This window comes from Rhizobium sp. BE258 (assembly GCF_031457345.1).
Taxonomy (GTDB): domain Bacteria; phylum Pseudomonadota; class Alphaproteobacteria; order Rhizobiales; family Rhizobiaceae; genus Rhizobium.
Genome location: NZ_JAVDWL010000002.1, coordinates 427,273 through 449,839, shown reverse-complemented (window position 1 = coordinate 449,839; position 22,567 = coordinate 427,273). Strand labels below are relative to the sequence as shown.

Annotated in this window: 15 protein-coding genes; 9 read left to right on the top strand and 6 right to left on the bottom strand. The window is 61.6% G+C overall.

The features are described 5' to 3' along the window. Positions 1–162 precede the first annotated feature (162 nt). Positions 163–2,691 carry a methyl-accepting chemotaxis protein gene (locus J2X43_RS07445; protein ID WP_310292839.1) on the top strand — a complete coding sequence of 843 codons (2,529 nt, stop codon included), beginning with the start codon at positions 163–165 and terminating at the stop codon, positions 2,689–2,691. A gap of 259 nt (positions 2,692–2,950) precedes the next feature. Then, positions 2,951–4,795: a methyl-accepting chemotaxis protein gene (locus J2X43_RS07440; protein WP_310292837.1), complete on the top strand. Its 1,845-nt coding sequence runs from the start codon at positions 2,951–2,953 to the stop codon at positions 4,793–4,795. Here the strand turns inward: J2X43_RS07440 and J2X43_RS07435 are convergent. After that, entirely contained in the window at positions 4,768–5,001 is a 234-nt protein-coding gene (locus J2X43_RS07435; RefSeq protein ID WP_310292835.1) for a hypothetical protein, read from the bottom strand. The two genes, J2X43_RS07440 and J2X43_RS07435, sit on opposite strands and share 28 nt — an antisense overlap. Before the next feature lie 90 nt (positions 5,002–5,091). Between J2X43_RS07435 and J2X43_RS07430 the strand changes: the two genes are divergently transcribed. After that, positions 5,092–5,961 (top strand): LysR family transcriptional regulator, encoded by an 870-nt coding sequence (locus tag J2X43_RS07430; protein WP_310292832.1) that lies wholly within the window; start codon positions 5,092–5,094, stop codon positions 5,959–5,961. A gap of 2 nt (positions 5,962–5,963) precedes the next feature. Here the strand turns inward: J2X43_RS07430 and J2X43_RS07425 are convergent, their stop codons facing one another. The 3 genes from J2X43_RS07425 to aceA all read right to left on the bottom strand — a co-directional run bounded on the left by J2X43_RS07425 (position 5,964) and on the right by aceA (position 8,696). After that, on the bottom strand, positions 5,964–7,040 hold the full coding sequence (locus J2X43_RS07425) for a helix-turn-helix transcriptional regulator (protein ID WP_310292829.1): 1,077 nt from the start codon (positions 7,038–7,040) through the stop codon (positions 5,964–5,966). 106 nt (positions 7,041–7,146) lie between these two features. After that, a complete protein-coding gene (locus tag J2X43_RS07420) occupies positions 7,147–7,383 on the bottom strand; it encodes a hypothetical protein (RefSeq protein ID WP_112387649.1) in 237 nt (78 codons plus the stop codon). Positions 7,384–7,406: 23 nt separating this feature from the next. Continuing rightward, positions 7,407–8,696 (bottom strand): isocitrate lyase, encoded by a 1,290-nt coding sequence (aceA, locus tag J2X43_RS07415; RefSeq protein WP_310292827.1) that lies wholly within the window; start codon positions 8,694–8,696, stop codon positions 7,407–7,409. A 160-nt stretch (positions 8,697–8,856) separates the two neighbouring features. Between aceA and J2X43_RS07410 the strand changes: the two genes are divergently transcribed. From J2X43_RS07410 to J2X43_RS07390, 5 genes are all read left to right on the top strand, one after another. After that, positions 8,857–10,266, top strand: a complete 1,410-nt coding sequence (locus J2X43_RS07410) for a short-chain fatty acyl-CoA regulator family protein (RefSeq protein ID WP_310292824.1) — start codon at positions 8,857–8,859, stop codon at positions 10,264–10,266. Positions 10,267–10,401: 135 nt separating this feature from the next. Further along, positions 10,402–11,499, top strand: a complete 1,098-nt coding sequence (locus J2X43_RS07405; protein ID WP_310292822.1) for a polyamine ABC transporter substrate-binding protein — start codon at positions 10,402–10,404, stop codon at positions 11,497–11,499. A 97-nt stretch (positions 11,500–11,596) separates the two neighbouring features. Then, complete coding sequence (locus J2X43_RS07400) at positions 11,597–12,739, top strand: ABC transporter ATP-binding protein (protein ID WP_310292820.1); 1,143 nt, start codon at positions 11,597–11,599, stop codon at positions 12,737–12,739. Positions 12,740–12,741: 2 nt separating this feature from the next. Beyond that, on the top strand, positions 12,742–13,653 hold the full coding sequence (locus tag J2X43_RS07395; RefSeq protein WP_112387654.1) for an ABC transporter permease subunit: 912 nt from the start codon (positions 12,742–12,744) through the stop codon (positions 13,651–13,653). A 3-nt stretch (positions 13,654–13,656) separates the two neighbouring features. Continuing rightward, positions 13,657–14,475 carry an ABC transporter permease subunit gene (locus J2X43_RS07390; protein ID WP_112387655.1) on the top strand — a complete coding sequence of 273 codons (819 nt, stop codon included), beginning with the start codon at positions 13,657–13,659 and terminating at the stop codon, positions 14,473–14,475. Here the strand turns inward: J2X43_RS07390 and J2X43_RS07385 are convergent, their stop codons facing one another. Further along, complete coding sequence (locus tag J2X43_RS07385; protein ID WP_310292818.1) at positions 14,476–16,365, bottom strand: AsmA family protein; 1,890 nt, start codon at positions 16,363–16,365, stop codon at positions 14,476–14,478. Positions 16,366–16,528: 163 nt separating this feature from the next. Here J2X43_RS07385 and J2X43_RS07380 point away from each other — a divergent pair, with 163 nt between their 5' ends. Beyond that, positions 16,529–18,481: an acetoacetate--CoA ligase gene (locus J2X43_RS07380; protein ID WP_310292816.1), complete on the top strand. Its 1,953-nt coding sequence runs from the start codon at positions 16,529–16,531 to the stop codon at positions 18,479–18,481. A 255-nt stretch (positions 18,482–18,736) separates the two neighbouring features. Here J2X43_RS07380 and J2X43_RS07375 read toward each other — a convergent pair whose 3' ends face one another. After that, the gene (locus tag J2X43_RS07375) at positions 18,737–22,393 is read right to left on the bottom strand and encodes an ATP-binding protein (protein WP_310292814.1); all 3,657 of its coding nucleotides are present in this window, start codon (positions 22,391–22,393) and stop codon (positions 18,737–18,739) included. Positions 22,394–22,567: the final 174 nt, after the last annotated feature.

Below are 22,567 nucleotides of genomic sequence, written 5' to 3'. Positions count from 1 at the left end.
CTGAAACTATGGGCATCCCGTTTCGTGCGGCGATGACTTGGCAATGATTGCCGCCTGAGCCCTCGGGTTTCCCATTATTCCAAAAAAGTCAGCTCGATGCACTCGACCGGCGCAGCAACAGCAGCCGGTGGGAGGAGTGGTGTATGGAAGGCCGGTATAGCCATGTTCATTGATAAGATCCTGTCGCGCTTCAAGATCAAGACGAAAGTCCTGATCTTCGTTCTGCCTTTCGTCGTCGCCATCTCGGCGGTCGGCCTCACCGGCCTTTACGCCTCCGGCATGCTGCAAGGGCGCATGGAAATTTCGAACAGCATTCTGCAGTCGCTGAGCGGCTTCAAGGATCTCTACGGCTCCATGGATGACTTCCTGCAGAACACCAACGAGCAGGCTCGCGACAAGCTCTACGCGGATATCAAGACACAGGGCGAAACTTTGAACGCCACCCTGTCTCAGATCGGCGAGAATGCCGGCCGCGACAATCTGCAGGCTGCGATGGACGGCACCAGCGCCATTTCGGGCACCGTCGGCAAACTCTGGACGCTGCATGACCAGGAAGTCGCGCTGCGCAAGCAGATAGACGACGCCCAGAAGGTGATGATCACCAACCGCTTTAACGTCAGCTACGACGCGCGTCAGCTCGAAGAGAGCGTGCGCACCGACGAAGGCAACGCGACCGCAACGCTTCGCGCCGCCGACCGTCTGCTGAAGGGCGGCGATACGCTGGCAACCGCCATGAACGACTTCAACAAGGCGCAGCTTCCTGCCGACAAGCTGAAGGTCGTGACGACGGCGCTGCCGACGATCATCAAGGCTCAGCGGATGATCGAAATCTCGGTTCCGCAGAACCAGAAGAGCATGACGCAGTCGATGGCCCAGACCATCAGCGATCTGAAGACGCAAGCCGCCGCGCCCGATGCCGGCTCCGATGACGGCGTTGCCAATCTCGGCCGTCTCGTTTCCCGCTTCCGCCAGATGTCCACCTACACGCAGCTGACGGCCACGCAGATGATGCGCGAAGCGACGACCACCTTCGTTCAGCTCGACAGCCGTATCGCCCAGACCAACTCGGTTCTGGAAGACACCCGCCGTCTGGAAACGTCGATCTATTCGCTACAGCTGGTGCTCGCCGATTTCAGCGCCAAGCCGACCAAGGAGAACCGGGTTCGCCTGAACCAGGAAATCTCGACCCTCAACACCATGCTGAACACCCTGCAGGCCAGCGCCAAGGGCATGGACTTTGCCGGTGACATCATCTCGGCGATTACTCCCGCGCTCGTCTCGATGGACAAGGACGCGCAGAGCCTCGTCGATGTCATCAATCAGCGCATCAGCGATTATGCCGCTGCCCGCCAGGAACTCGACAGCGTCTGGGGTCAGCTGACCAGCTTCGCCGAACTGCAGAAGCAGACGGCTGGCGCCGAGCGCGAGCAGGCGAACAGCATCTCCGTCGGCACCACCGGCCTCGGTATCCTGGTTTCGATCATCGGCGGCATCGCCCTGGTTCTGACCCTGCAGCGCCCGATCGGCCAGATCACCGCTGCGATGCGCCGCATCGCCGAGGGCGCGCTCGACACCAATATCTCCGGTGAGCAGCGCTACGATGAAATCGGCGACATCGCCCGCGCCCTCGGGATCTTCAAGGAAAATGCGATCTCCAAGATCCGCATCGAGGAGCAGAGCGACGAGGAGCGTCAGGCCGCGGAGCACGAGCGCCAGCGCAACGATGCCGAAAAGCGCGAGATGGACCGCCAGATCGAATACGCGGTCAACGAACTTGCCGCCGGTCTGCAGCGCATGTCGCAGGGCGATATCTCCACGACGATCGACACGCCGTTCATCGGCCGCCTCGAGCAGCTGCGTGAAGACTTCAACGGCTCGATGTTCCGCCTCCAGGAGACCATGAGCCAGATCCGCGATAATGTGCAGATGATCCAGGGCAACGGCAACCAGATGGCCCAGTCGGCCGAAGATCTTGCCAAGCGTACGGAACAGCAGGCTGCCTCGCTCGAAGAGACCGCTGCTGCCGTCGACGAGATCACCGTTACCGTCCGCTCGTCTGCCGAGCGCGCCAAGGATGCCGACCAGATCGTCCGTAAGGCCAAGCGCAGCGCCGATGACTCGGCAACCGTCGTCGGCAAGGCGATCGATGCCATGGGCCGTATCGAAGATGCGTCGCGACAGATCGAGCAGATCATCGGTGTCATCGATGAGATCGCCTTCCAGACCAACCTGCTGGCGCTGAACGCCGGTATCGAAGCTGCGCGCGCCGGTGAGGCGGGCAAGGGCTTTGCCGTCGTCGCGATGGAAGTTCGCGAGCTTGCCCAGCGCTCCGCCGCTGCCGCGCAGGAGATCAAGGGCCTGATCAACAAATCGACGACGGAAGTCAGCTCCGGTTCGCAGTCGGTGCAGGAAACCGGCACAGTGCTGGCGAAGATCAGCGCGCAGATCGTCACCATCAGCCAGCATGTCGAAATGATCGCCCGCGCCAGCCACGATCAGTCCGGTGCGCTGCAGGAAGTCAACGCCACCGTCAACTCGATGGACCAGATGACCCAGCAGAACGCCGCCATGGTGGAAGAGACGACGGCAGCAAGCCGCGAACTCGCTTCCCAGGCAGACAGCCTGCTTACTCTCGTGCAGCAGTTCAAGATCGAAGGCGAATCGCACACGGCCTATTACCGCGCTGCCTGATCCCAGCCGAAAACCAGATGAAGAAAACGGCGCCGCGTGGCGCCGTTTTCTGTTTGTCGAACAACGTCAATGACTTGGAAAATATCCGCCATGGTTGTGTTCTTGCTGCGACAGGCCATATTTTCTACCGATGTGGGAAAAGACATAGGTAAATTATCATACTTATGAAATTTATTGCATTTTTTCAGGTAATTAGAGGAAAATTTTCTTTAACGTTTAACGCATAGAGTATCTGCAATTCATCTTGCAGAGGGCCCTCATGCTGCGCTTTTTCTCGACATCCATCGTCCGCCAGGCGGTCGCGATCACACTCGGTCTGCTTGTGGTCAGCACCGGCGCGATCGTTGCCGTGACCTATTACGACCTCAGCCGCTATGTGATGGACAACGCCGTCTCCGATGCCAGGGACGCAAACCGCACCATGGCCATCCTCTATGGCGCAGGCGATCAGAGCGCCACGATCACGGTCACGGATTCGCAGCTCGCCACCGTCACCGAAGAAAAGATCCCCGCATTCACCGACCACTCGCTGGTCGATCGCACGGCTCAGGCGATCGCTGGCGTCGCCACGATCTTCGACAAGCAGGGCAGCGACTATGTGCGCGTCTCGACCAATGTGAAGAAGGAAGACGGCAGCCGCGCTGTCGGCACCAAGCTTGCCGCCGATCATCCGGCGCAGACGGTGCTTGCCAAGGGCGACGCCTATTACGGCCCGGCTGTCCTGTTCGGCAAGAACTACATGACCGGCTATTTCCCGGTGAAGAATGCCGCCGGCGCCAATATCGGCATCCTCTTCATCGGCATTCCGATGGAAGTTTATTTCGCCCGGCTGCAGCATCTGCAGGTCCTCGTCATCGGCGCAGGTGCTGCCGTGATGCTGGCCGTCAGCCTGCTTGCCTTCTTTGCCATCCGCCGGACGGTCAGCCCGCTCCAGGCGCTGACGAAGACGGTGCATGCGATCTCCTCGGGCAATCTCTCCGGTGCCATTCCCTGTGTCGACAAGCGCAACGAATTCGGCGAGATCGGCCGCGCCCTGGAAGCCTTCCGCGACAGCGCCAAGGCACGCCAGGACCTGGAAACCCAGGCCGCCGAACAGCGCGCGCTGACGGAAGCCGAGCGCACCCGCAACGACGCCGACAAGCGCACGCTCGACGGCCAGATTGACTTCGCCGTCAACCAGCTCGCCGCCGGTCTCGGCCGTCTGGCGCAGGGCGATGTTTCGGAAACCATCGAAACGCCTTTCGTCGGCCGCCTCGAGCAGCTGCGCGTTGATTTCAACAGCTCGCTGCTGCGTCTGCAGGACACGCTGTCGAGCATCCGCGACAATGCCAACGCCATCCAGCGCAATAGCGGCGCGATGCTCGCCTCTGCCGGTGAGCTCTCCAAGCGCACCGAGGCGCAGGCCGCCAACCTTGAAGAGACGGCTGCAGCCGTCGAGGAAATCACCGTTACCGTCCGCTCTTCCGCGGAACGGGCCCGCGAGGCCAACAACACTGTGGCGCTGACCAAGAAGACCGCCGACAGCTCCGGCGCCGTGGTCGGCGATGCCGTGGCTGCCATGGGGCGTATCGAGGAAGCCTCGCAGAAGATCGAACAGATCATCGAAGTCATCGACGACATCGCCTTCCAGACCAATCTTCTGGCGCTGAATGCCGGTATCGAAGCCGCCCGTGCGGGTGAAGCGGGCAAGGGCTTTGCCGTTGTCGCGCAGGAAGTGCGCGAACTGGCGCAGCGCTCGGCCGATGCCGCCCGCGAGATCAAGGGTCTGATCGAGAAGTCGACCCGCGAGGTTACGGCTGGTTCGGAGCTGGTGCAGAAGACCGGCAATGTCCTGGCTTCGATCAGCCAGGAGATCATCGTCATCAGCAAGCATGTCGAGACGATTGCCACGGCCAGCCAGGATCAGTCGGCCGCTCTTCAGGAGGTCAACGGTTCGGTCAATGCCATGGACCAGATGACCCAGAAGAACGCTTCGATGGTCGAGGAGACGACGCAGGCAAGCCGCCAGCTCGCCGACGAAGCCGACGCGCTGATGGGCCTGCTCCAGCAGTTCCGCATCGGCAACGCTGCCGCAGCTCACCGTCCGGCAAGACGGGCCGCCTGATCGGCATGCATTGAATGAATGGTCCTGGGCCGCGCCTCATCAGCGCGGCCTTTGTTTTTGAGGCCGATATCCGTCAGCCACGCGATGGCCCGTACAATCCGCGAGTTGCCATATTGCTCGTAGAATTCGTCCTCCGACGTCTGGCGGCAAATACGCCCGCCCTGCGACAGCCCGATCATGTTGGCGATGGCGATCTGGTCGATCATGATGATGTCCTCCGTTTTACGAGACATCACTTCAGATACACATCAAAAATCGCTTCTTAAACACGCGAAATCGACATATGATTTTCACCGATGAAAAACACGACCTGGGATTCCTATCAGCTTTTCCTGCAGGTGGCGCGCCTCGGCGGGCTGACGGGCGCGAGCGGTACCAGCGGGCTCAGCCCGGCTACCGTCGGCCGCCGCATGCTCGAACTCGAACAGGACACCGGTCGGACGCTGTTTGTCCGCAGCCAGACCGGTTATCGCCTGACCCCGGACGGACAGGCATTGCTCGACCATCTGCAGGAAATGGAAGCCGCTGCCCGCAAGATAGATGCCTGGCGGCAGTCGGGCGAGGGTGGGGCAACGGTCAGGATCGCTGCCGGAACATGGGTGGCCTGGTTGCTGACCGAGAATTTTTCAGCGATCCGCATGCCTGGCGATCCGTTCTCCGTCTCGCTGACAATCGGCGAAACGCGCGCTAATCTCTCTTACCGCGAAAGCGATATCGGCATTCGCGCCTTCGAGCCCGAAGAGGCGAACCTTGCCGCCCGCCTGCTCGGCGAGGTCGCTTATGCCGTCTATGTCAGGCGCAATGCCGCCGACGCCGCCGAGCAATGGGTGGCCGTTGCCGAAGACGAAGCGATCTCCGGCTATCTGCGCTGGCCTTATCGAAACGCATCCGGCCCGATCGCCGCCACCGTCAACCGGCCGCGATCGCTGCCGGATCTGGTGCGGGCGGGTGCGGGCAGGGCGGTCCTGCCCTGTTTCGTCGGCGATCTCGATCCCGAGCTACAGCGTCTCGGCGCCGAAATCCCGGAATTGCGGCATCGCCAATGGATCGTCATGAACAACGAAGACCGCCACCGGCCGGAAATCCGCGCGGTTGCCGATCGCATGACGAAGCTGTTGAAGAGCTATTCCGACCTCTTCGCCGGAAAGCGCGCCAGCCGCAGCTAGCGTTAGGGGATCAGCCGCCGCACCAGCGCCACCTGGCTGTTGACGCCAAGCTTGGAGAAGATGTTCTTCAGGTGCGAGCGTGCCGTCTCGTAGCTGATGTCGTTGAGCTTCGCCGTATCGCGCAGCGACAGGCCGCTGGCGATGGAGGAGGCAATGCGCAGTTCGGCGGCGGTCAGGTGCTCGTTGCCGTTCAGCCTGTCGTTCAAATGGGCGCAGGTGCCGCCGGAGCGTTCGATGATCAACGCCGATGTCGGCTCCTGCAGGAACTCGCTCATGAAATCGGATTGCAGCCGAACCAGCGTATACTTCACATTGCCGATGCGCCCGCTGCAAACCGGCTGCAGCGGCTCGCTGGAATGGCCGGTCGCGCGCAGCTGCTCGTTGATACCAGCGTCGTTGACATTGAGCCGTCCGGTTGGCGTGACACTGATGCCGCAGCCTTCGGTGAGCAGCCTTTGTGCGGCAGCATTCATCGAGCGCACCTTGCGCTCCTCGCCGAGATAGATCAGCCCGACGCCGATCGCATCGAGCAGCGGCTTGCCGCCTGCCTCGTTGCTTCGCGCGCGGCGCAGGTAATCGAAAGCCCGCCGAAGATGCGGGGCAAGCTCGGTCAGCGCCTGCGCATTGGTGCGGTTATAGCCGGTGTCGGTGCTTGAGGTCAGCGTCGAGAGATTGAAGGACCGGCCCTTCTCCCGCATGATCGTCACGCCGATGCTGCTGCGGCAATCGATGCTGCGCAGGTAGTCGTGATAGAATTCGGTTTTCAACAGCTCTTCATGCGGCAGCATCTGATCGGCGATCACGCCGAGCCCGACGGGCCGTACGGCCGCCTTCGCCATCCATGGGTTCACGGTACTGAAATGGGTGTTGTAGGCTTCGGCTGCCGAGCCATCGAGACCCGACGAAAGCGACAGCCCGCCGGAGCCGAGAACGGCATCGTGAAAAAACAGCGTCGATTTTCCATCCGGCATGCGCGTGTTCAGCGTATCCAGAAAATCCTGCCAGCTGGTTTCCCCGAGCAGTGCCCCATAGACCAAGTCGGTCAGGGACTGCACGTCCGCGCGTATCATTGCAGGCATATGATGTCCCATAAGAGCTTGAAGACATTATGCTCGTCTTTGCCGGGACTGACAATTGCGTCAAATGACGCAGAAGGCGCCGGTTTTTCCGGCGCCTTCTCCTCCTTTAGGCGCGGTTGGCAACGACAACCGGGATCATCAGATCGCCCCAGTTGCCGTCGCCCCCGTGATGACGGGCGGACCGGACAAGCTCTACGGAAACTCCGGACTCGACCGCCTTCATGACCGACGCGTTGAGCCGGTGCAGATCGTTGGCGAGCATGCGGATCATGCTCTGCTGGTCCGGCGTCATCGTCGATGCCTGTTCTTCCGCGCGTTCGCGGACACGTGAGATGGAAGCCATTGTCTTCTCCTCCTGTTGCGCGGTCATTCCGCAGCGGGTTTGAACTGTGCGTGTTCGGTCGATTCTCGCATCGCTGTCGTCGAGGACAGGCCGCCGGTGATGGCGAGCGATACGGCATCGAAGTAACCGGTGCCGACTTCCCGCTGATGCTTCGTCGCCGTATAGCCATTGGCCTCGGCGGCGAATTCCGCCTGCTGCAGCTCGGAATAGGCCGCCATCTGCCGGTCCTTGTAGCCGCGCGCCAGCTCGTACATGCCGAAATTCAGCTGGTGGAAGCCGGCAAGGGTGATGAACTGGAACTTGTAGCCCATGGCGCCGAGCTCGCGCTGGAACCGGGCGATCGTCGCTTCGTCGAGGTTCTTGCGCCAGTTGAAGGACGGCGAGCAGTTATAGGCGAGCATCTTACCCGGATGCACCTTGTGCACGCCCTCGGCAAAGCGCCGTGCCTGCTCGAGATCCGGCTTCGACGTCTCGCACCAGATGAGATCGCAATAGGGCGCATAGGCGACGGCGCGGGCGATGCAGGGCTCCAGGCCGTTGCGCACCTGATAGAAGCCCTCGACCGTGCGTCCGGCATCGTAATCGACGAAAGGCTGGTCGCGCTCGTCGATGTCCGAGGTCAAAAGCTTCGCCGCCTCGGCGTCGGTGCGGGCGATCACCAGCGTCGGGACGCCCATGACGTCGGCCGCCAGACGCGCCGCATTGAGGTTGCGGATATGGGCCGCCGTCGGGATGAGAACCTTGCCGCCTAGGTGGCCGCATTTCTTTTCCGATGCCAGCTGATCCTCGAAATGGACGCCGGCCGCGCCCGCCTCGATATAGGCCTTCATGATCTCGAAGGCGTTCAGCGGCCCGCCGAAGCCGGCCTCGGCATCGGCAACGATCGGCGCGAGCCAGCTCTCGACCGACAATCCCTTGTTTTCCGAGGTCTCGATCTGGTCGGCGCGCTGAAGCGTGCGGTTGATGCGCTTGGCAAGCTCGGGGCCGGCATTGGCCGGGTAGAGTGACTGGTCCGGATACATCGCGGACGCCGTGTTGGCATCAGCCGCCACCTGCCAGCCGGAAAGATAGATCGCCTTCAGCCCGGCGCGCACCATCTGCATCGCCTGATTGCCCGAGAGGGCGCCGAGCGCATTGACGAAATCATCCCGGCGCAAGAGCTCCCAGAGCCTGTTGGCGCCGATCTCCGCCAGCGAATGGCTGATCGCCACGGAACCGCGCAGACGCCGGACGTCCTCTGCGGAATAGGGGCGCTCGATACCGTCGAAACGGCCAGCCGGTGCGTTGCGGATCAGCTTGTCAAACTCAGTCACAGTATCCTCCTTTGGCGTCGTTTGCCTGTGTGACAGAATTTACAAATCACGCGAGAATGGCCAGAAAATACTTGATTATTGGGAATAGAAAGAGGTTATATTGCCTCGGGTTTTACAAGGTCGCTCTGTCAAATTGTAAAGATTTGTAAAAGGCTGGCATATGGAACGGAAGATCTTCGCGGGGCCGAAAGTCAGGCGTATCCGCAACGGCCTGGGCGTCACGCAAACGGCGATGGCCGAGGCGCTCGGCATCTCGCCCTCCTATCTGAACCTGATCGAGCGCAATCAGCGGCCGCTGACGGTCCAGCTACTGCTGAAGCTCGCCTCGGTCTACAAGGTCGATCTCGACGATCTCCAAAGCGAACCCGGCAACAATCTCGCCGGATTGCGCGAGGTCTTTGCCGATGCGCTGCTATCGGGTGAGCTGCCGGGCGATCAGGAGCTCGTCGAAATCGCCGAGGCGGCACCGAACGCGGCAAGCGGCATGGTGAAGCTCTACCGCGCCTACCGCGAACAGGCGGCGCGGCTGTCGGATCTGAGCGCCCTCATGGCCGGCGACGCCCATGTCCCGGCCGCCGGTGCCAGGCTTCCGGCAGATGAGGTCCGCGATGTGCTGGAGCGGCGCCAGGCCTATTTCGCCATGATTGAGGATGCCGCCGAGCAATTCTTCATGTCGCTGCCATCGGGCGATCTCCAGCAGGTGCTGAAGGACTGGCTGCAGAAGGAGCGCGGCATCACCGTGCGCATTATGCCGGTTCATGTCATGCCGGACCTGCGCCGCCGTTTCGACCGGCATTCGATGCGCCTTTTCATCTCCGAGCGGTTGTCCGCATCCGAACAGTTGCAGGAAATCGCCATCGAAGTGGCAACGCTCGCCCTGCGTAACGCGATCGGCAAGGAGCTCGATGGTCTCGGCCTTTCCACACCGGAGGCCCAGCGCATTGCCCGTTTCGAGCTGGCGCGCTCGGCGGCGCTGGCGATCATGATGCCCTATGAGGCCTTTCTCGCTGCAGCGAAATCGGTGCGCTACGATCTCGATCTGCTGCGCAGCCGCTACGGCTGTTCGTTCGGGCAGGCCGCCGCCCGGCTGATCATGCTGCAGCGTCCCGGCAATGCCGCCGTTCCGTTTTTCCTGATGGAGGTCGATGCCGCGGGAAACCGTCTGCGCCGGGCAGGTGCTGCCGGTTTCCCGCATGCCCGCTTCGGCGGCGGCTGTCCGAAGCTCGGCATACACGCCGCTCTGCTGCAGCCGGGACAGATCATCGCCGAAACGGCCGAAACGCCCGATGGCTCCGGTTTTCTCACGGTGTCGAGAACGCTCGAAGGCCCTGCCGCGCCCTTCGGCGAACGGATCAGGCGCACCGCCGTGCTCGTCGGCTGCGACGCGCAGTTCCGGGATGCGACCGTCTACAGCCAGGCCACGTCATCTTCGCCACATGCAGTTGCAATCGGCCCAGCCTGCCGCCTTTGTGAGCGAAAAGGCTGTCTTGCCCGCGCCGAGCCGCCGGTCACTCGCCCGCTTGGGCTAGACGAGATGGTGACCGGCCTCAGCGCCTTCGATTTCCGGTGACCGGTGAAATCATTGCGAGCACCCGGATTTAGCGCTTGTCGCCTCCCAAATTCCTTTCTAGTCTAGCCAAAAATCCAGAGGGAATGGGTGTCCGGGGGCGTGATACCTAATAATTATAAAGGCACAGGAGAGATTATGAGGTCAGTCATCGCAAAGCTCGCGGTATCAGCCGCCGTGGCTATTTTTGCAGCAGCGCCATCCTACGCCCAGGAGCGCGTCGTCAATGTCTACAACTGGTCCGATTATATCGACAGCTCGATCCTAGAGGACTTCACCAAGGAAACCGGCATCAAGGTTGTCTACGACACCTTCGATTCCAACGAGACGCTGGAAACCAAGCTCCTGGCAGGCGGCACCGGCTATGACGTGGTCGTTCCGACGGTTTCCTTCATGCAGCGCCAGATCGCTGCGGGCGTCTATCAGAAGCTCGACAAGTCGAAGCTCCCGAACCTGTCGAACATGTGGGACGTCGTCATGAAGGGCGTCGCCACCTTCGATCCGGGCAACGAATACAGCGTCGACTACATGTGGGGCACCACCGGCATCGGCTATAATGTCGACAAGGTGAAAGCTGCGCTGGGCACCGACGAGAAGCCGAACTGGGATGCGCTCTTCGATCCGGCAAAGGCTGCGAAGCTCAAGGATTGCGGCATCTACATGCTGGATTCGCCGACCGACGTCATTCCGTCTGTGCTTGCCTATCTCGGCCTCGATCCGAACAGCAAGAAGCAGGCCGATCTCGACAAGGCGCAGGAAGTTCTGCTCGCGGTCCGTCCGTTCGTGCGCAAGTTCCACTCGTCCGAATATATCAGCGCGCTCGCCAACGGCGATATCTGCATCGCGCTCGGCTATTCCGGCGATATGTTCCAGGCGCGTGACCGCGCGGCGGAAGCCAAGGCTGGCGTCACCATCGACTATTCGGTTCCGAACCAGGGTGCGCAGATCTTCTTCGACGTCTTCGGTATCCCGAAGGACGCACCGCATGTCGAAGAGGCACATGCTTTCATCAACTACATGATGAAGCCTGAAGTCGCCGCCAAGGCATCGAACTTCGTCTATTACGCCAACGGCAACAAGGCGTCGCAGCAGTTCCTCGACAAGGCCGTCATCGACGACACGGCGATCTACCCGACGCCTGAAGTCATGGCCAAACTGTTCACGGTGCCGCCGCTCGATCCGAAGACGCAGCGCATCGTCACGCGAATCTGGACAAAGGTCGTTACCGGCCAGTAATCGAGACTTCGGCCCGGACGGCAACGCCCGGGCCTTTTATTGACGTGCCGGCCGTCGGGGGAGCGCCGGTTTTCAAATCATAATTTCGGGGAAAACCATGAAGTCTCTTGGCAATATTCGCCGCTCCTTCGCGCCGTGGACCGATCCGGCAGCAAAACCCTTTATCTCCTTCAAGAACGTCACCAAGCGCTTCGGCGATTTCACCGCCGTCGATGATCTCAGTCTGAATATCTATCACCGCGAATTCTTCGCGCTGCTCGGTGCATCCGGCTGCGGCAAGTCCACGTTGCTGCGTATGCTGGCCGGCTTCGAACAGCCGACGGCGGGTGAAATCATTCTGGATGGCACCGACATGGCCGGCACGCCACCCTACAAGCGCCCGGTCAACATGATGTTCCAGAGCTACGCGCTCTTCCCGCATATGACGGTCGAAAAGAACATCGCCTTTGGTCTCCGCCAGGACGGCATGTCGAAGGACGCGATCGGCGAGCGCGTGTCGCAGATGCTGAAAATGGTGAAGCTCGAGCAGTTCGCTTCCCGTAAGCCCAACCAGCTTTCCGGCGGCCAGCGCCAGCGCGTCGCTCTCGCCCGCTCTCTCGCCAAGCGCCCGAAGGTGCTGCTGCTCGACGAGCCGCTTGGCGCGCTCGACAAGAAGCTGCGCGAGGAAACCCAGTTCGAGCTGATGGACCTGCAGCAGAATCTCGGCCTCACCTTCGTCGTCGTCACCCACGACCAGGAAGAGGCGATGACCATGGCCGACCGCATCGCGGTCATGAGCCATGGCAAGGTCGTCCAGGTCGCGACGCCTGCCGAAATCTACGAAGCGCCCAACTGCCGCTTCGTGGCCGACTTCATCGGCGATGTGAATATCTTCGACGGCAAGGTGGTCTCCGCCGATGGCGCGAGCGTCGAGCTCGCCGTCGATGCTGGTCTGACCATCAAGGTCGCAACATCGGATATGCCCGCCAAGGGCAGCAGCGCCGGTTTCGCGATCCGCCCCGAGAAGCTCAGGGTTACCCGCCAGCCGCCCGCCAACCCGACGGTCAACGCCTCCTCGGGCGAGCTTTGGGACATTGCCTATCTCGGCGACATGACCGTCTTCCACGTCAAGCTGAAGAATGGCCAGGTGGTCAAGGCATCGTCGCTGAACGCGCAGCGCGCCGTCGATGATCCCTTCACCTACGATCAGGAAGTCTGGGTCACCTTCGCCGAAGATGCCGGCGTGCTGTTGAAGGATTGATCATGGGCAAGCTCGGTTCAGCCGTCTACAATCGCCTGGTGATGATCATCCCCTATGCGTGGCTTCTGATCTTCTTCCTGGCGCCGTTCTTCATCGTCTTCCGCATATCGCTGTCGGCGACGGCGATTGCCATGCCGCCCTACGAGCCGTCCTTCTCGTTTGCTGACGGCTGGAGTGGCATCCTTGATAAGATGTCGACCTTCTCCTTCGACAATTACAGCTACCTGATCGACGATCCGCTCTATTTCAACGCCTATATCTCGAGCCTTGTCATCGCCGGGATCTCGACCTTCCTGACGCTGCTGATCGCCTATCCGATCGCCTATGGCATGGCGCAGGCGCCGCGCAGCATCCGCCCGACGCTGCTGATGCTGGTCATCCTGCCGTTCTGGACGAGCTTCCTGATCCGCGTCTACGCCTGGATCGCCATTCTCAAGCCGGAAGGGCTGCTGAACCAGGTGCTGATCGGAACGGGGATCATCGATACGCCGCTGATCATCCTGAACACCAACATCGCCGTCTATATCGGCATCGTCTATTCCTACCTGCCGTTCATGGTGCTGCCGCTCTATTCCTCGCTGGAAAAGATGGATGGCACCCTGATCGAGGCGGCGCAGGATCTCGGTTGCACGCCGATCCGCGCCTTCTGGCGCGTCACCTTCCCGCTGTCGCTGCCCGGCGTCGTTGCCGGCTGCATGCTGGTCTTCATCCCCGCTGTCGGCGAGTTCGTCATCCCCGATCTGCTCGGCGGATCACAGACGCTGATGATCGGCAAGACGCTGTGGAACGAGTTCAATTCGAACCGCGACTGGCCGGTCTCCTCGGCGGTGGCGACCATCCTTCTCTTGATCCTCGTGGTGCCGATCGTGTTCTTCCAGAATGCGCAGGCCAAAGCCGATGAGCAGGGGAGATAAGAGATGCTACGCTGGACACGTTTTAACATCATCTCCGTCACGCTCGGCTTCGCTTTCCTCTATCTGCCGATCGTGCTCCTCGTCATCTTCTCTTTCAATGAGTCCAAGCTCGTCACTGTCTGGGGTGGTTTCTCGACCAAGTGGTACGTGTCGTTGATGCACAACGACGCCCTGCTGGACGCCGCTTGGGTGACGGTCCGCGTCGGTGTCCTGTCGGCGACGGCAGCGACCATTCTCGGCACGCTGGCGGCCATCACGCTGGTGCGGCACACGCGCTTTCGGGGCCGCATGCTGTTTTCGGGCATGGTCTATGCGCCGCTTGTCATGCCTGAGGTCATCACCGGCCTGTCGCTGCTGCTGCTCTTCGTGGCAATCGGTCTCGACCGCGGCTTCTGGACGATCACGCTGGCGCACACCACGCTGACCATGTGCTTCGTGGCAGTTGTCGTTCAGTCGCGCCTGATGACCTTCGATCAGTCGATTGAGGAAGCGGCACAGGATCTCGGCGCCCCGCCGGTCCGCACCTTCTTCGAGGTCACGCTGCCGATCATCGCACCCGCCGTCTTTTCCGGCTGGATCCTGGCCTTCACCCTGTCGCTTGACGATCTCGTCATCGCCAGCTTCACCTCCGGTCCGGGGGCGACGACGCTGCCGATGAGAATCTATAGCCAGGTGCGATTGGGCGTGACGCCTGAAATCAACGCGGTCTGCACCCTGCTGATCGCGGTCGTCGCCGTCGGGGTTATCGCAGCTTCGGTGATCACCAAGCGCCGCGAAGTGCAGCGGGAGCGCGACGAACGCGCTGCCGCCAACGCCCCCTGATTACTGCGCGTTCGGTGCCGGCTGGGCAACCACCGGCACCGGCGAAATCACCGGATTGGGCCAGGAGCCTCCGATGAAGAAGGGTAGCAGCGGAAGCTCCGCTGCCCGCGTATCGTCGGTCGCCTGCAGAGAGCCGGAAAGCGCGAGCCCGCTGGATTGCAGAGGAATGAGACCCGACAGGCTGAGCGTTTCGACCGTGCCCTGAACCCGCACGTTCTCAAGATCGGCGGATCCGGCGGAGAGGTTTGCCGTCAGCTCGGCCCGCGTGAATGGGAAGGAGTGGTCACCGGCAGCATTGAGCGGAAAGAACCTCTGCTGCGCCGCCTGATTGCGGATCGCCTCCACATCGAAGTTGGCGATCGACCCGGCCCCGGCCTGAAACACGACCTGTCCGTTGAGATCCTCAAGCCCGGTCGTCCAGAGCGGCTTTGCGGTTTTCAGCGAAACGTCAAGCGAACCCGTGGTCAGCGGCAGCGGACCTTTCAGCTGCAGCCGCTCGACCAGCGCTCCGAAATCCGCGCCGCGGATCGACATCTGCAGCTTGCCGCCACCGTCGAAGTCGCCACGCGTTGCTTCCAGATGCGCCGACATCTCGCCGCCTTCGAACTGGCTGTCGCCGATATCGAACTTCGCCTCGTTGCTGGATACGATGATGCTGGCGCCGACATTCGATAGGGCGAATGGCTGAAGCTGCATTTCCTTGGCCGAGAACCGCAGGTCGAGATCCAGCCGCTGCAGCGGCCCGCCATCGGGCGTCGCGCCCTCTTCGCCCGCTGCAAGCCGCAGCGCGAAAGCGTCGAAGAAGGGCTTGAGGTTCATCGTGTCGAAGGCAAGCGTGCCGCCAAGCTTTGCCCGGTTGTTACGGACGTTCGAGACATCCATCACGCCGCTTGCGGTAGAACCGTTGAGCCCGAGCGTGACGTTGTTGAAACGAAGCCCATTCGCCGCCGAAATCACGTCGCTGCTGATTGAAAAGGACTTGAGGCTCTCGGTCCCAGGGATCGACTTGCCCGACCATGCCAATAGGGCAGGGACATCGGCAATATTGGCCGTGACATTCCCTGACAGGCCGTCGAGCCTGGATATGCTTCCGAGTCCGGAGAATGCCGCCGTCATCAGGCCTGATGTCAGCGACGCTTTGATCTCGGCGGTCTTGCCATCGAACACCAGCAGCGGCGTGCGCGACGAGAAGTCGATCTTCAGGTCCTGGCCGCTGGTACGCGCGATCAGCACGGCCGACATTCCGCTCGACAGTCTTGGCCAGTTGATATCGGCAGTCACGCCATCGAAATGGTAAGTCTTGGCCGTCGAGAGATCGGCGATGTTGAACGTGCCGTCCTCGACGGTAATCGCGCCGACCTCCGCATCAAGCTTCGGATCGAGAAGCTCGGCATTACCATCCTGGTGCGCGCCATCGATCGCCTTGGCAAGCTGGCCGGCATAAGTCCAGTCGATCAGGCCCTGCTGGTCGCGGGTCAGCGACAGGTTGGGCCGCAGCAGATGGAATTCGTGGAAGCTTGCCCGGCCGCGCAGGGCATCGATCAGGCTGAAATCAGCCGAAAGGCTCTCGATCGTGCCCAGCAGTTTGTTGCCTGCGTTTGGCGGCTGCCGGATGGTGATCTGGTTCAGCGTGATGCGCGGCGTCGGCCAGAATTCCAGCCCCGGGCTGCCCTTGATCTCGGCCTTGTAGCCGGTCCAGCGCGACAGCGCATCTTCGATGCCGGAGCGCACCATGCCGGTCGAGACGAGAAAAGGTGCAGCGACGCGCAGGGAGACAAAGATGACGGCGGAAACAAGCAAGAGCATTGTCGCCAGACGTGCGACACCCGGTAGCCAGCGCGAAACGGGGGCCATCTTTCTACGCCACTTCGGTTGTCTTGACGTACTCATCAGCTCCGCCAGTCTTTTCAGTCGCTTACCGGTTATGCGCTGAGTTTGCCGGATATATGAAATACGCGCCATATGCAATTCGGCTGGCCGTGCAGTTGGCGCAATGCACGCTTTATAATGCAGTGCAGCATGTTATATAGCGAATAAACGGGAGGAAAATGCGATGAACGACATTGGGCCGCTCTGGACGCCGTCACGGGAATTCATTGAAGCAAGCCCGATGTATGCCTTCATGCAGCATTGCAACGCCGGCTTCGGATTGGCGCTTGACGACTACGCCGGCCTGCATGCCTGGTCGATTGCCGAGCGCGAGAAATTCTGGGCAGCTCTCTGGGATTTCTGCGGCGTTCGCGGCGACCGGGGCGATCGTGTGCTTGCCGATGGCGATCTCATGCTGAAGGCTCGCTTCTTTCCCGACGCCAGGCTGAACTTCGCGGAAAACCTGCTGTCGACCGAGGGCGAAGGTGATGCGCTGATCTTTCGCGGCGAAGACAAGGTCGAGGATCGCTGGTCCTGGAACCGTCTCCATGAGACGGTCTCGAAGCTGCAGCAGGCCTATCGTGCACTCGGCATCGGCGAAGGCGATCGCATCGCCGCAATGATGCCCAACATGCCGGAGACCATCGCCTGCATGCTGGCGGCTGCCTCGATCGGGGCCATCTGGTCCTCTTGCTCCCCCGATTTCGGCGAACAAGGTGTGCTCGATCGCTTCGGCCAGATTGGCCCGAAGCTGTTCATTGCCTGCGACGCTTATTGGTATTCAGGCAAGCTGCAGGATGTCTCCGCCAAGATCTCTGCCGTCGCCGCCAAGCTGCAGGCGCCGTCGATGATCGTTCACTATGCCGGTGATGCTGAGGCCGTGGCGAGAGCGACACCCGGCGCCAAGACCTTCGCCGAAATCCTTTCGCCCTATCAGGCAAAGCCGGTCGAATTCACACCGCTGCCATTCTCCCATCCGCTCTATATCCTCTTCTCGTCGGGCACCACGGGGGTGCCGAAATGCATCGTCCATTCGGCGGGCGGCACGCTGTTGCAGCACCTGAAGGAGCACCGCCTGCATTGCGGCATCAAGCCCGGCGACCGGCTGTTTTATTTCACCACCTGCGGCTGGATGATGTGGAACTGGCTGGCAAGCGGCTTGGCCGCTGGCGCCACGCTCTGCCTCTTCGACGGGTCGCCTTTCGCGCCTGACGGCAACGTGCTCTTCGATTACGCTGAGGCGGAGAAATTCGCGGTCTTCGGCACCTCGGCGAAATATATCGACGCGGTTCGCAAGAGCGGCCTGACGCCGCGCACCAGCCACGACCTTTCGAGCCTCCGGCTGATGACCTCGACCGGCTCACCGTTGTCGCCCGAAGGCTTCACCTTCGTTTACGAAGGTATCAAGGAAGACATCCAGCTCGCTTCGATCTCAGGCGGCACGGATATCGTCTCCTGCTTCGTCCTCGGCAATCCGCTGCAGCCGGTCTGGCGCGGCGAGATCCAGGGTGCAGGCCTCGGCCTCGCCGTCGATGTCTGGGACGACGAAGGCAAGCCGGTGCGCCAGGAAAAGGGCGAACTCGTTTGCTCCAAGGCCTTTCCGTCCATGCCTGCCGGCTTCTGGAACGACCCTGACGGTGCCAAATATCGCGCTGCCTATTTCGAACGCTTCGACAATGTCTGGTGTCACGGCGACTTCGCCGAATGGACGCAGCATGGCGGTCTGGTCATCCACGGCCGGTCCGACGCAACACTCAATCCGGGTGGCGTGCGGATCGGCACCGCCGAGATCTACAATCAGGTGGAGCAGATGGAAGAGGTGGCCGAAGCGCTGTGCATCGGCCAGGATTGGGATGACGACGTCCGCGTCGTGCTGTTCGTCCGTCTCGCACCGGGCGTGTCGCTGAGCGAAGATCTGGTGAAGACGATCAAGACCCGCATCCGCACGGGTGCATCGCCGCGCCACGTGCCAGCCAAAATCATCGCCGTCACAGATATTCCCCGCACAAAGTCTGGCAAGATCGTCGAACTCGCCGTGCGTGAGGTCGTCCACGGCCGGCCGGTCAAGAACAAAGAGGCGCTTGCAAACCCGGAAGCGCTGGAGCTTTTCGCCGGATTGGCTGAACTAAACGGCTAATTTCAATAAAAGGCGCCCGAAACTACAAGCTTTCACCTTTGATAGCTTCCCAGCCGCGGCAACCCTTCGTTAAGAAAGGTTGGTCAAAGGTGAAGCAACTTGGAGCTGTGGATGATAGGCAGCTAGGAGCCCTTGGCTCCCGTGACATGACGTTGAGCGACTAAGCCCTTGTTGAACAGCACCAAACTCCAGGCAGCCCAGACCTCGGGCTGCCTTTTTTCGTTTTCGAGCGGTTCAATTCGGCGAGGATACGCCTCAGCCGGCAAGCACCCGCTGGGACGGGAAGGTGATCTCCACCAGCGTGCCTTCGTTCGGCGCCGAATTGATCGCAAAGATCGCCCGGTTGGCATCAACCATCGCCTTGGTCAGCGGCAGACCAAGACCGGTGCCGTCGCCGCGGTGGCGGGATTGCGCCGAGACCTGACGGAACGGCTTCATCGCCTGATCGAGCTCGCTGCGGGTCATGCCGATACCGGTATCGCGGACGCGCAAGACGACGCTTCCATTGCTTTCATACGAGGTCGAAACGACGATCTGCCCGCCTGAAGGCGTGAAACGGATGGCATTCGACAGGATGTTCAGGGCGATCTGTTTTACCGAGCGCAGATCGGCAACGACGTTGGGCACCGAATGCGACAGCGCCGTGCGGATGATCACCCGCTGACCATTCGCCTGCGGCTGCACCAGCGCCACGGCCTCCGAAATCGCATCGTTGAGCCCGACGGAGGCGAAGTCGAGATCCATCTCGCCGGCTTCGATCTTCGAAATGTCGAGCAGGTCGTTGACGATATCGAGGACGTGGCGGCCGGAGCGGCCGATATCGTTGGCATATTCGATGTAGCGCGGGTGGCCGATCGGTCCGAAGCGCTCGCCGGCCATCATGTCGGAGAAGCCGATGATGGCGTTGAGCGGCGTGCGGATCTCGTGGCTGATGCGGGCCAGAAAGTCGGTCTTGTGGGCATTGGCCGTTTCGGCGGCGCCCTTGGCGTTTCGCAGCTCGTCTTCGGTGCGCTTCCATTGGGTAATGTCGCGGATGACGGCGCAGTAACCGCTGGAGGACGTCAGCCGTCCCATCGTCATGAACAGCGGCACGAAACCGCCTGCGGCTTCGCGGGCGATCACTTCGCGTCCATCGTTCAGCACGCTGGCAACGCCATGGCCCGAAAGACCATTCAGATAGTCGAGAACAGCCTTCTGGCTCTCATGCGCAAACAGCATGACGAAGGGTTTGCCGCGGGTTTCTTCTTCGTCATAGTTGAACAGCGCGCTTGCCGAACGGTTCATCGAGCGGATGTCGCCCTCGGCACCGATGACGACCACACCGTCGGTCGCCGTTTCCAGGATCGAGCGGAGTTCTTCGACTTCGACCTGCAGCTTGGCAACCTTCTCGACCATCCGGTCGGAGCGGTTGTCGTGGCGCGTATCTTCGGCCTTCCCCGCTGGGGCTTCCTTATTCTCGACCGGCATCAGCGCCAGCATCAGCGCACTGGCGTCTTCCCAGCGAACCGACTGCAGGCGGGCGGTGACAGGCACCACGCGGTCATCGGCGGTGACAAGCATCATCGCGCCAGGGCGGCCGGCATTCTCGTCCAGCTCGTGCCGCTGCAGCAATGCATCCAGGCCACCAACCTCGTTCAGCTCGCTGAGCGACGTGTAGCCGGTCAGGCGCATGAATTCGGGATTGGCATGGATCAGCGCGTCGCCGGCGTGGATCAGCACGGCGACCGGCAGCTGATCGACGGTCGCCGAGGAAAGCCCATCTACCATCTTCACGCGGGGCGGGATGACGGTGCTCAGCATTTCCATCGGGCTGAAGGATGTTTCCGGCAGTCCTTCGGTGGCGTCGTCATCGCTGTCGCCGTCCGCTGCCGCCGCCGTAGGCTGTTCGCCGTCGCTGGCAGCTTCGGCGATCTCCGCTTCCGCAGGCTCGGCGGGTTCTTCGGCCACCACGGCGATCTCTTCGTCCGGCGGTACGGAATCATTCGCCGCGACCGGAATTTCTTCGACCGGCGTCACCGCTTGGACCGCGTCAGCACCTGCGGGCTCGTCTTCTGCAGAGCCGTCTTCACGCACGCCGAAGGCCTCGAGCCGCTTGGCGATCTCGCGGAAGTTGGCCTGTTCGGACGCGCTCAGTCCCGGGCCGGCATTGTGCAGTTGCACGATCTTGTCGGTCAGGCGGCGGCTTGGTGTTTCGGCAAGGCGGAGCGCTGGAGGCTCTTCGCGCGGCGCCGGCAATTCGGTTGGGGCGGGCGTTTCTTCGACCCCAGCCGCCGCCGGTGCGTTCTCGACGGGCGAGGGCGCCTCGGCATGAACGTCTTCCAATGGCTGGTCGAGGCTTGCGACATCGCGTCCGATACCCTCCGGCCCGAGCGTCAGCCCAAGGGCCAGCGGATCTTCAGCTGCATCTGAAAGGCGCACGACACCAAATCCGCGGAAGCCGTCAAACTCGCGATGACGCGTATAGGTCGGCAGCGCGGCGAGATCGACCGGCACGACGAGGCTTGTGCCTTCGATCGGCCAGTTGATCGTCTTGCCGGACCAGGTATCGCGGCGTTCCAGCGCCTCGGCGATCTTGCCTTCCGGATCGAGATTGAAGAGCGCGGAGATATCGCTGAAGGCGACGCCGATGATGTTGGCGGCGTTCGGGCCGACGGCCTCGGCAAACTCGTTCGATACCTCGCTGAAGCAACCCTGCGCATCGATCTTCCAGACGAAACGCGTTGCCCGGCTATTCGGCTGGAACCTGAAGGCGGCGGCAGGTGTCTGTTCGCCGGCGACGGATTCCATTGCAGCCGGAGCATCGGCTACCGGTTCGTCTGCAATCTCTGCAGCGGCGGCTTCGACCAGCGGCGTTTCCACGGTCTCCTCTGCCGGCGCGTCATCTGCAACGGCCTCGTTATGAAGCACGACCATCGGCTGCGGTTCGATCGTAACGGACTCTGCTTCGACGGACGGCTCCGGCAGCTCATCGGGCGTCTCGTCAGTCACATGCTCGGCGGCGGCCTGCTGTTCTGGCTCGTCCGCTGCTGTTTCGCTTTGCGATTCGCTATCGACGAATTCCTCGACGCGCGGTTCTTCGGCGAGCGCCTCTTCTGGCTCGTCAACGCTTTCCAGCGTCTCCTCGACCTCTTCGATCCCGGCGACGGCGCTCAGGGCCTCGTCGAATTTCGCGGGAGAGATATGGTTAACGGCGGCTGTGGATAAGACTTCTTCCGGGGCCGCGGTGTCGATCGGATCGAGATGCCCGAGCACGGTCTCTACGGCAAAAAGCAGATTGAGAACCGGTTCGTCGCTCAGCTTGCCGACGGCGGCCGGGAGATATCCCTTGCCGGTGGCGACCGGCCGCTTGACGAGGCGATCGGGATGGCTGGATGCGAGTGCGGTCAGGGTCTTTGCCGTCTGCTGGGTGATGCCGAGCGAGGCGTATCCGGGGGAGGAAGCGATGGCCTCGCCGTCCGCACCGATGACGGCCATATGCGTGTCCGGATCGTCGAGACCTTGTAGCATCTGCGCAGCCGAGGCGGCCGGGCTCAACGCCTTGCCGGCGACGGGGACCGAAAACAGGATAGCGCGCTCGCCGCTCGAAAGCCCGATCAACTCGGCATTTGCCTGAACCGGAACACGCTGGAAGCCTTTGACGATGCGGATTATCAGGCTACGGCTGTCGCCGGTCGCGCTCAGCTGCCGCGCCGTCGTCTCCAGCTGCCGGAAGGTGATGTCGCCGTTGCCGACGCCCTGGTCGAGCAGGTCATAGACTGCCGAATGGCCAAAAAGCTCGGCACCCGCGCCATTTGCCCAGAGCAGGCGGCTCAGGTCGGCGGAAAAAAGCACCAGGGCTTCGCCACGCGAAAAACGCTCCCGCACCCGCTGATGCACGGCAATGTCGATGAACGGGTACTGGACAGCGGGCATGGGGAACCTTGTTGCCTTAGGTCTCTTTTAATTAACGGTCTATTAATAACGATGCGCCGGAAAAGGGTCCAGCTTCAGGCCGCCTTTTCGGGCGGAAAGGTTAACGCCTTGTGCGTCGCACAATTATGTTGCAATGCACAATAAGTTGGTCTATATAAGCCCTATCCAAACTAA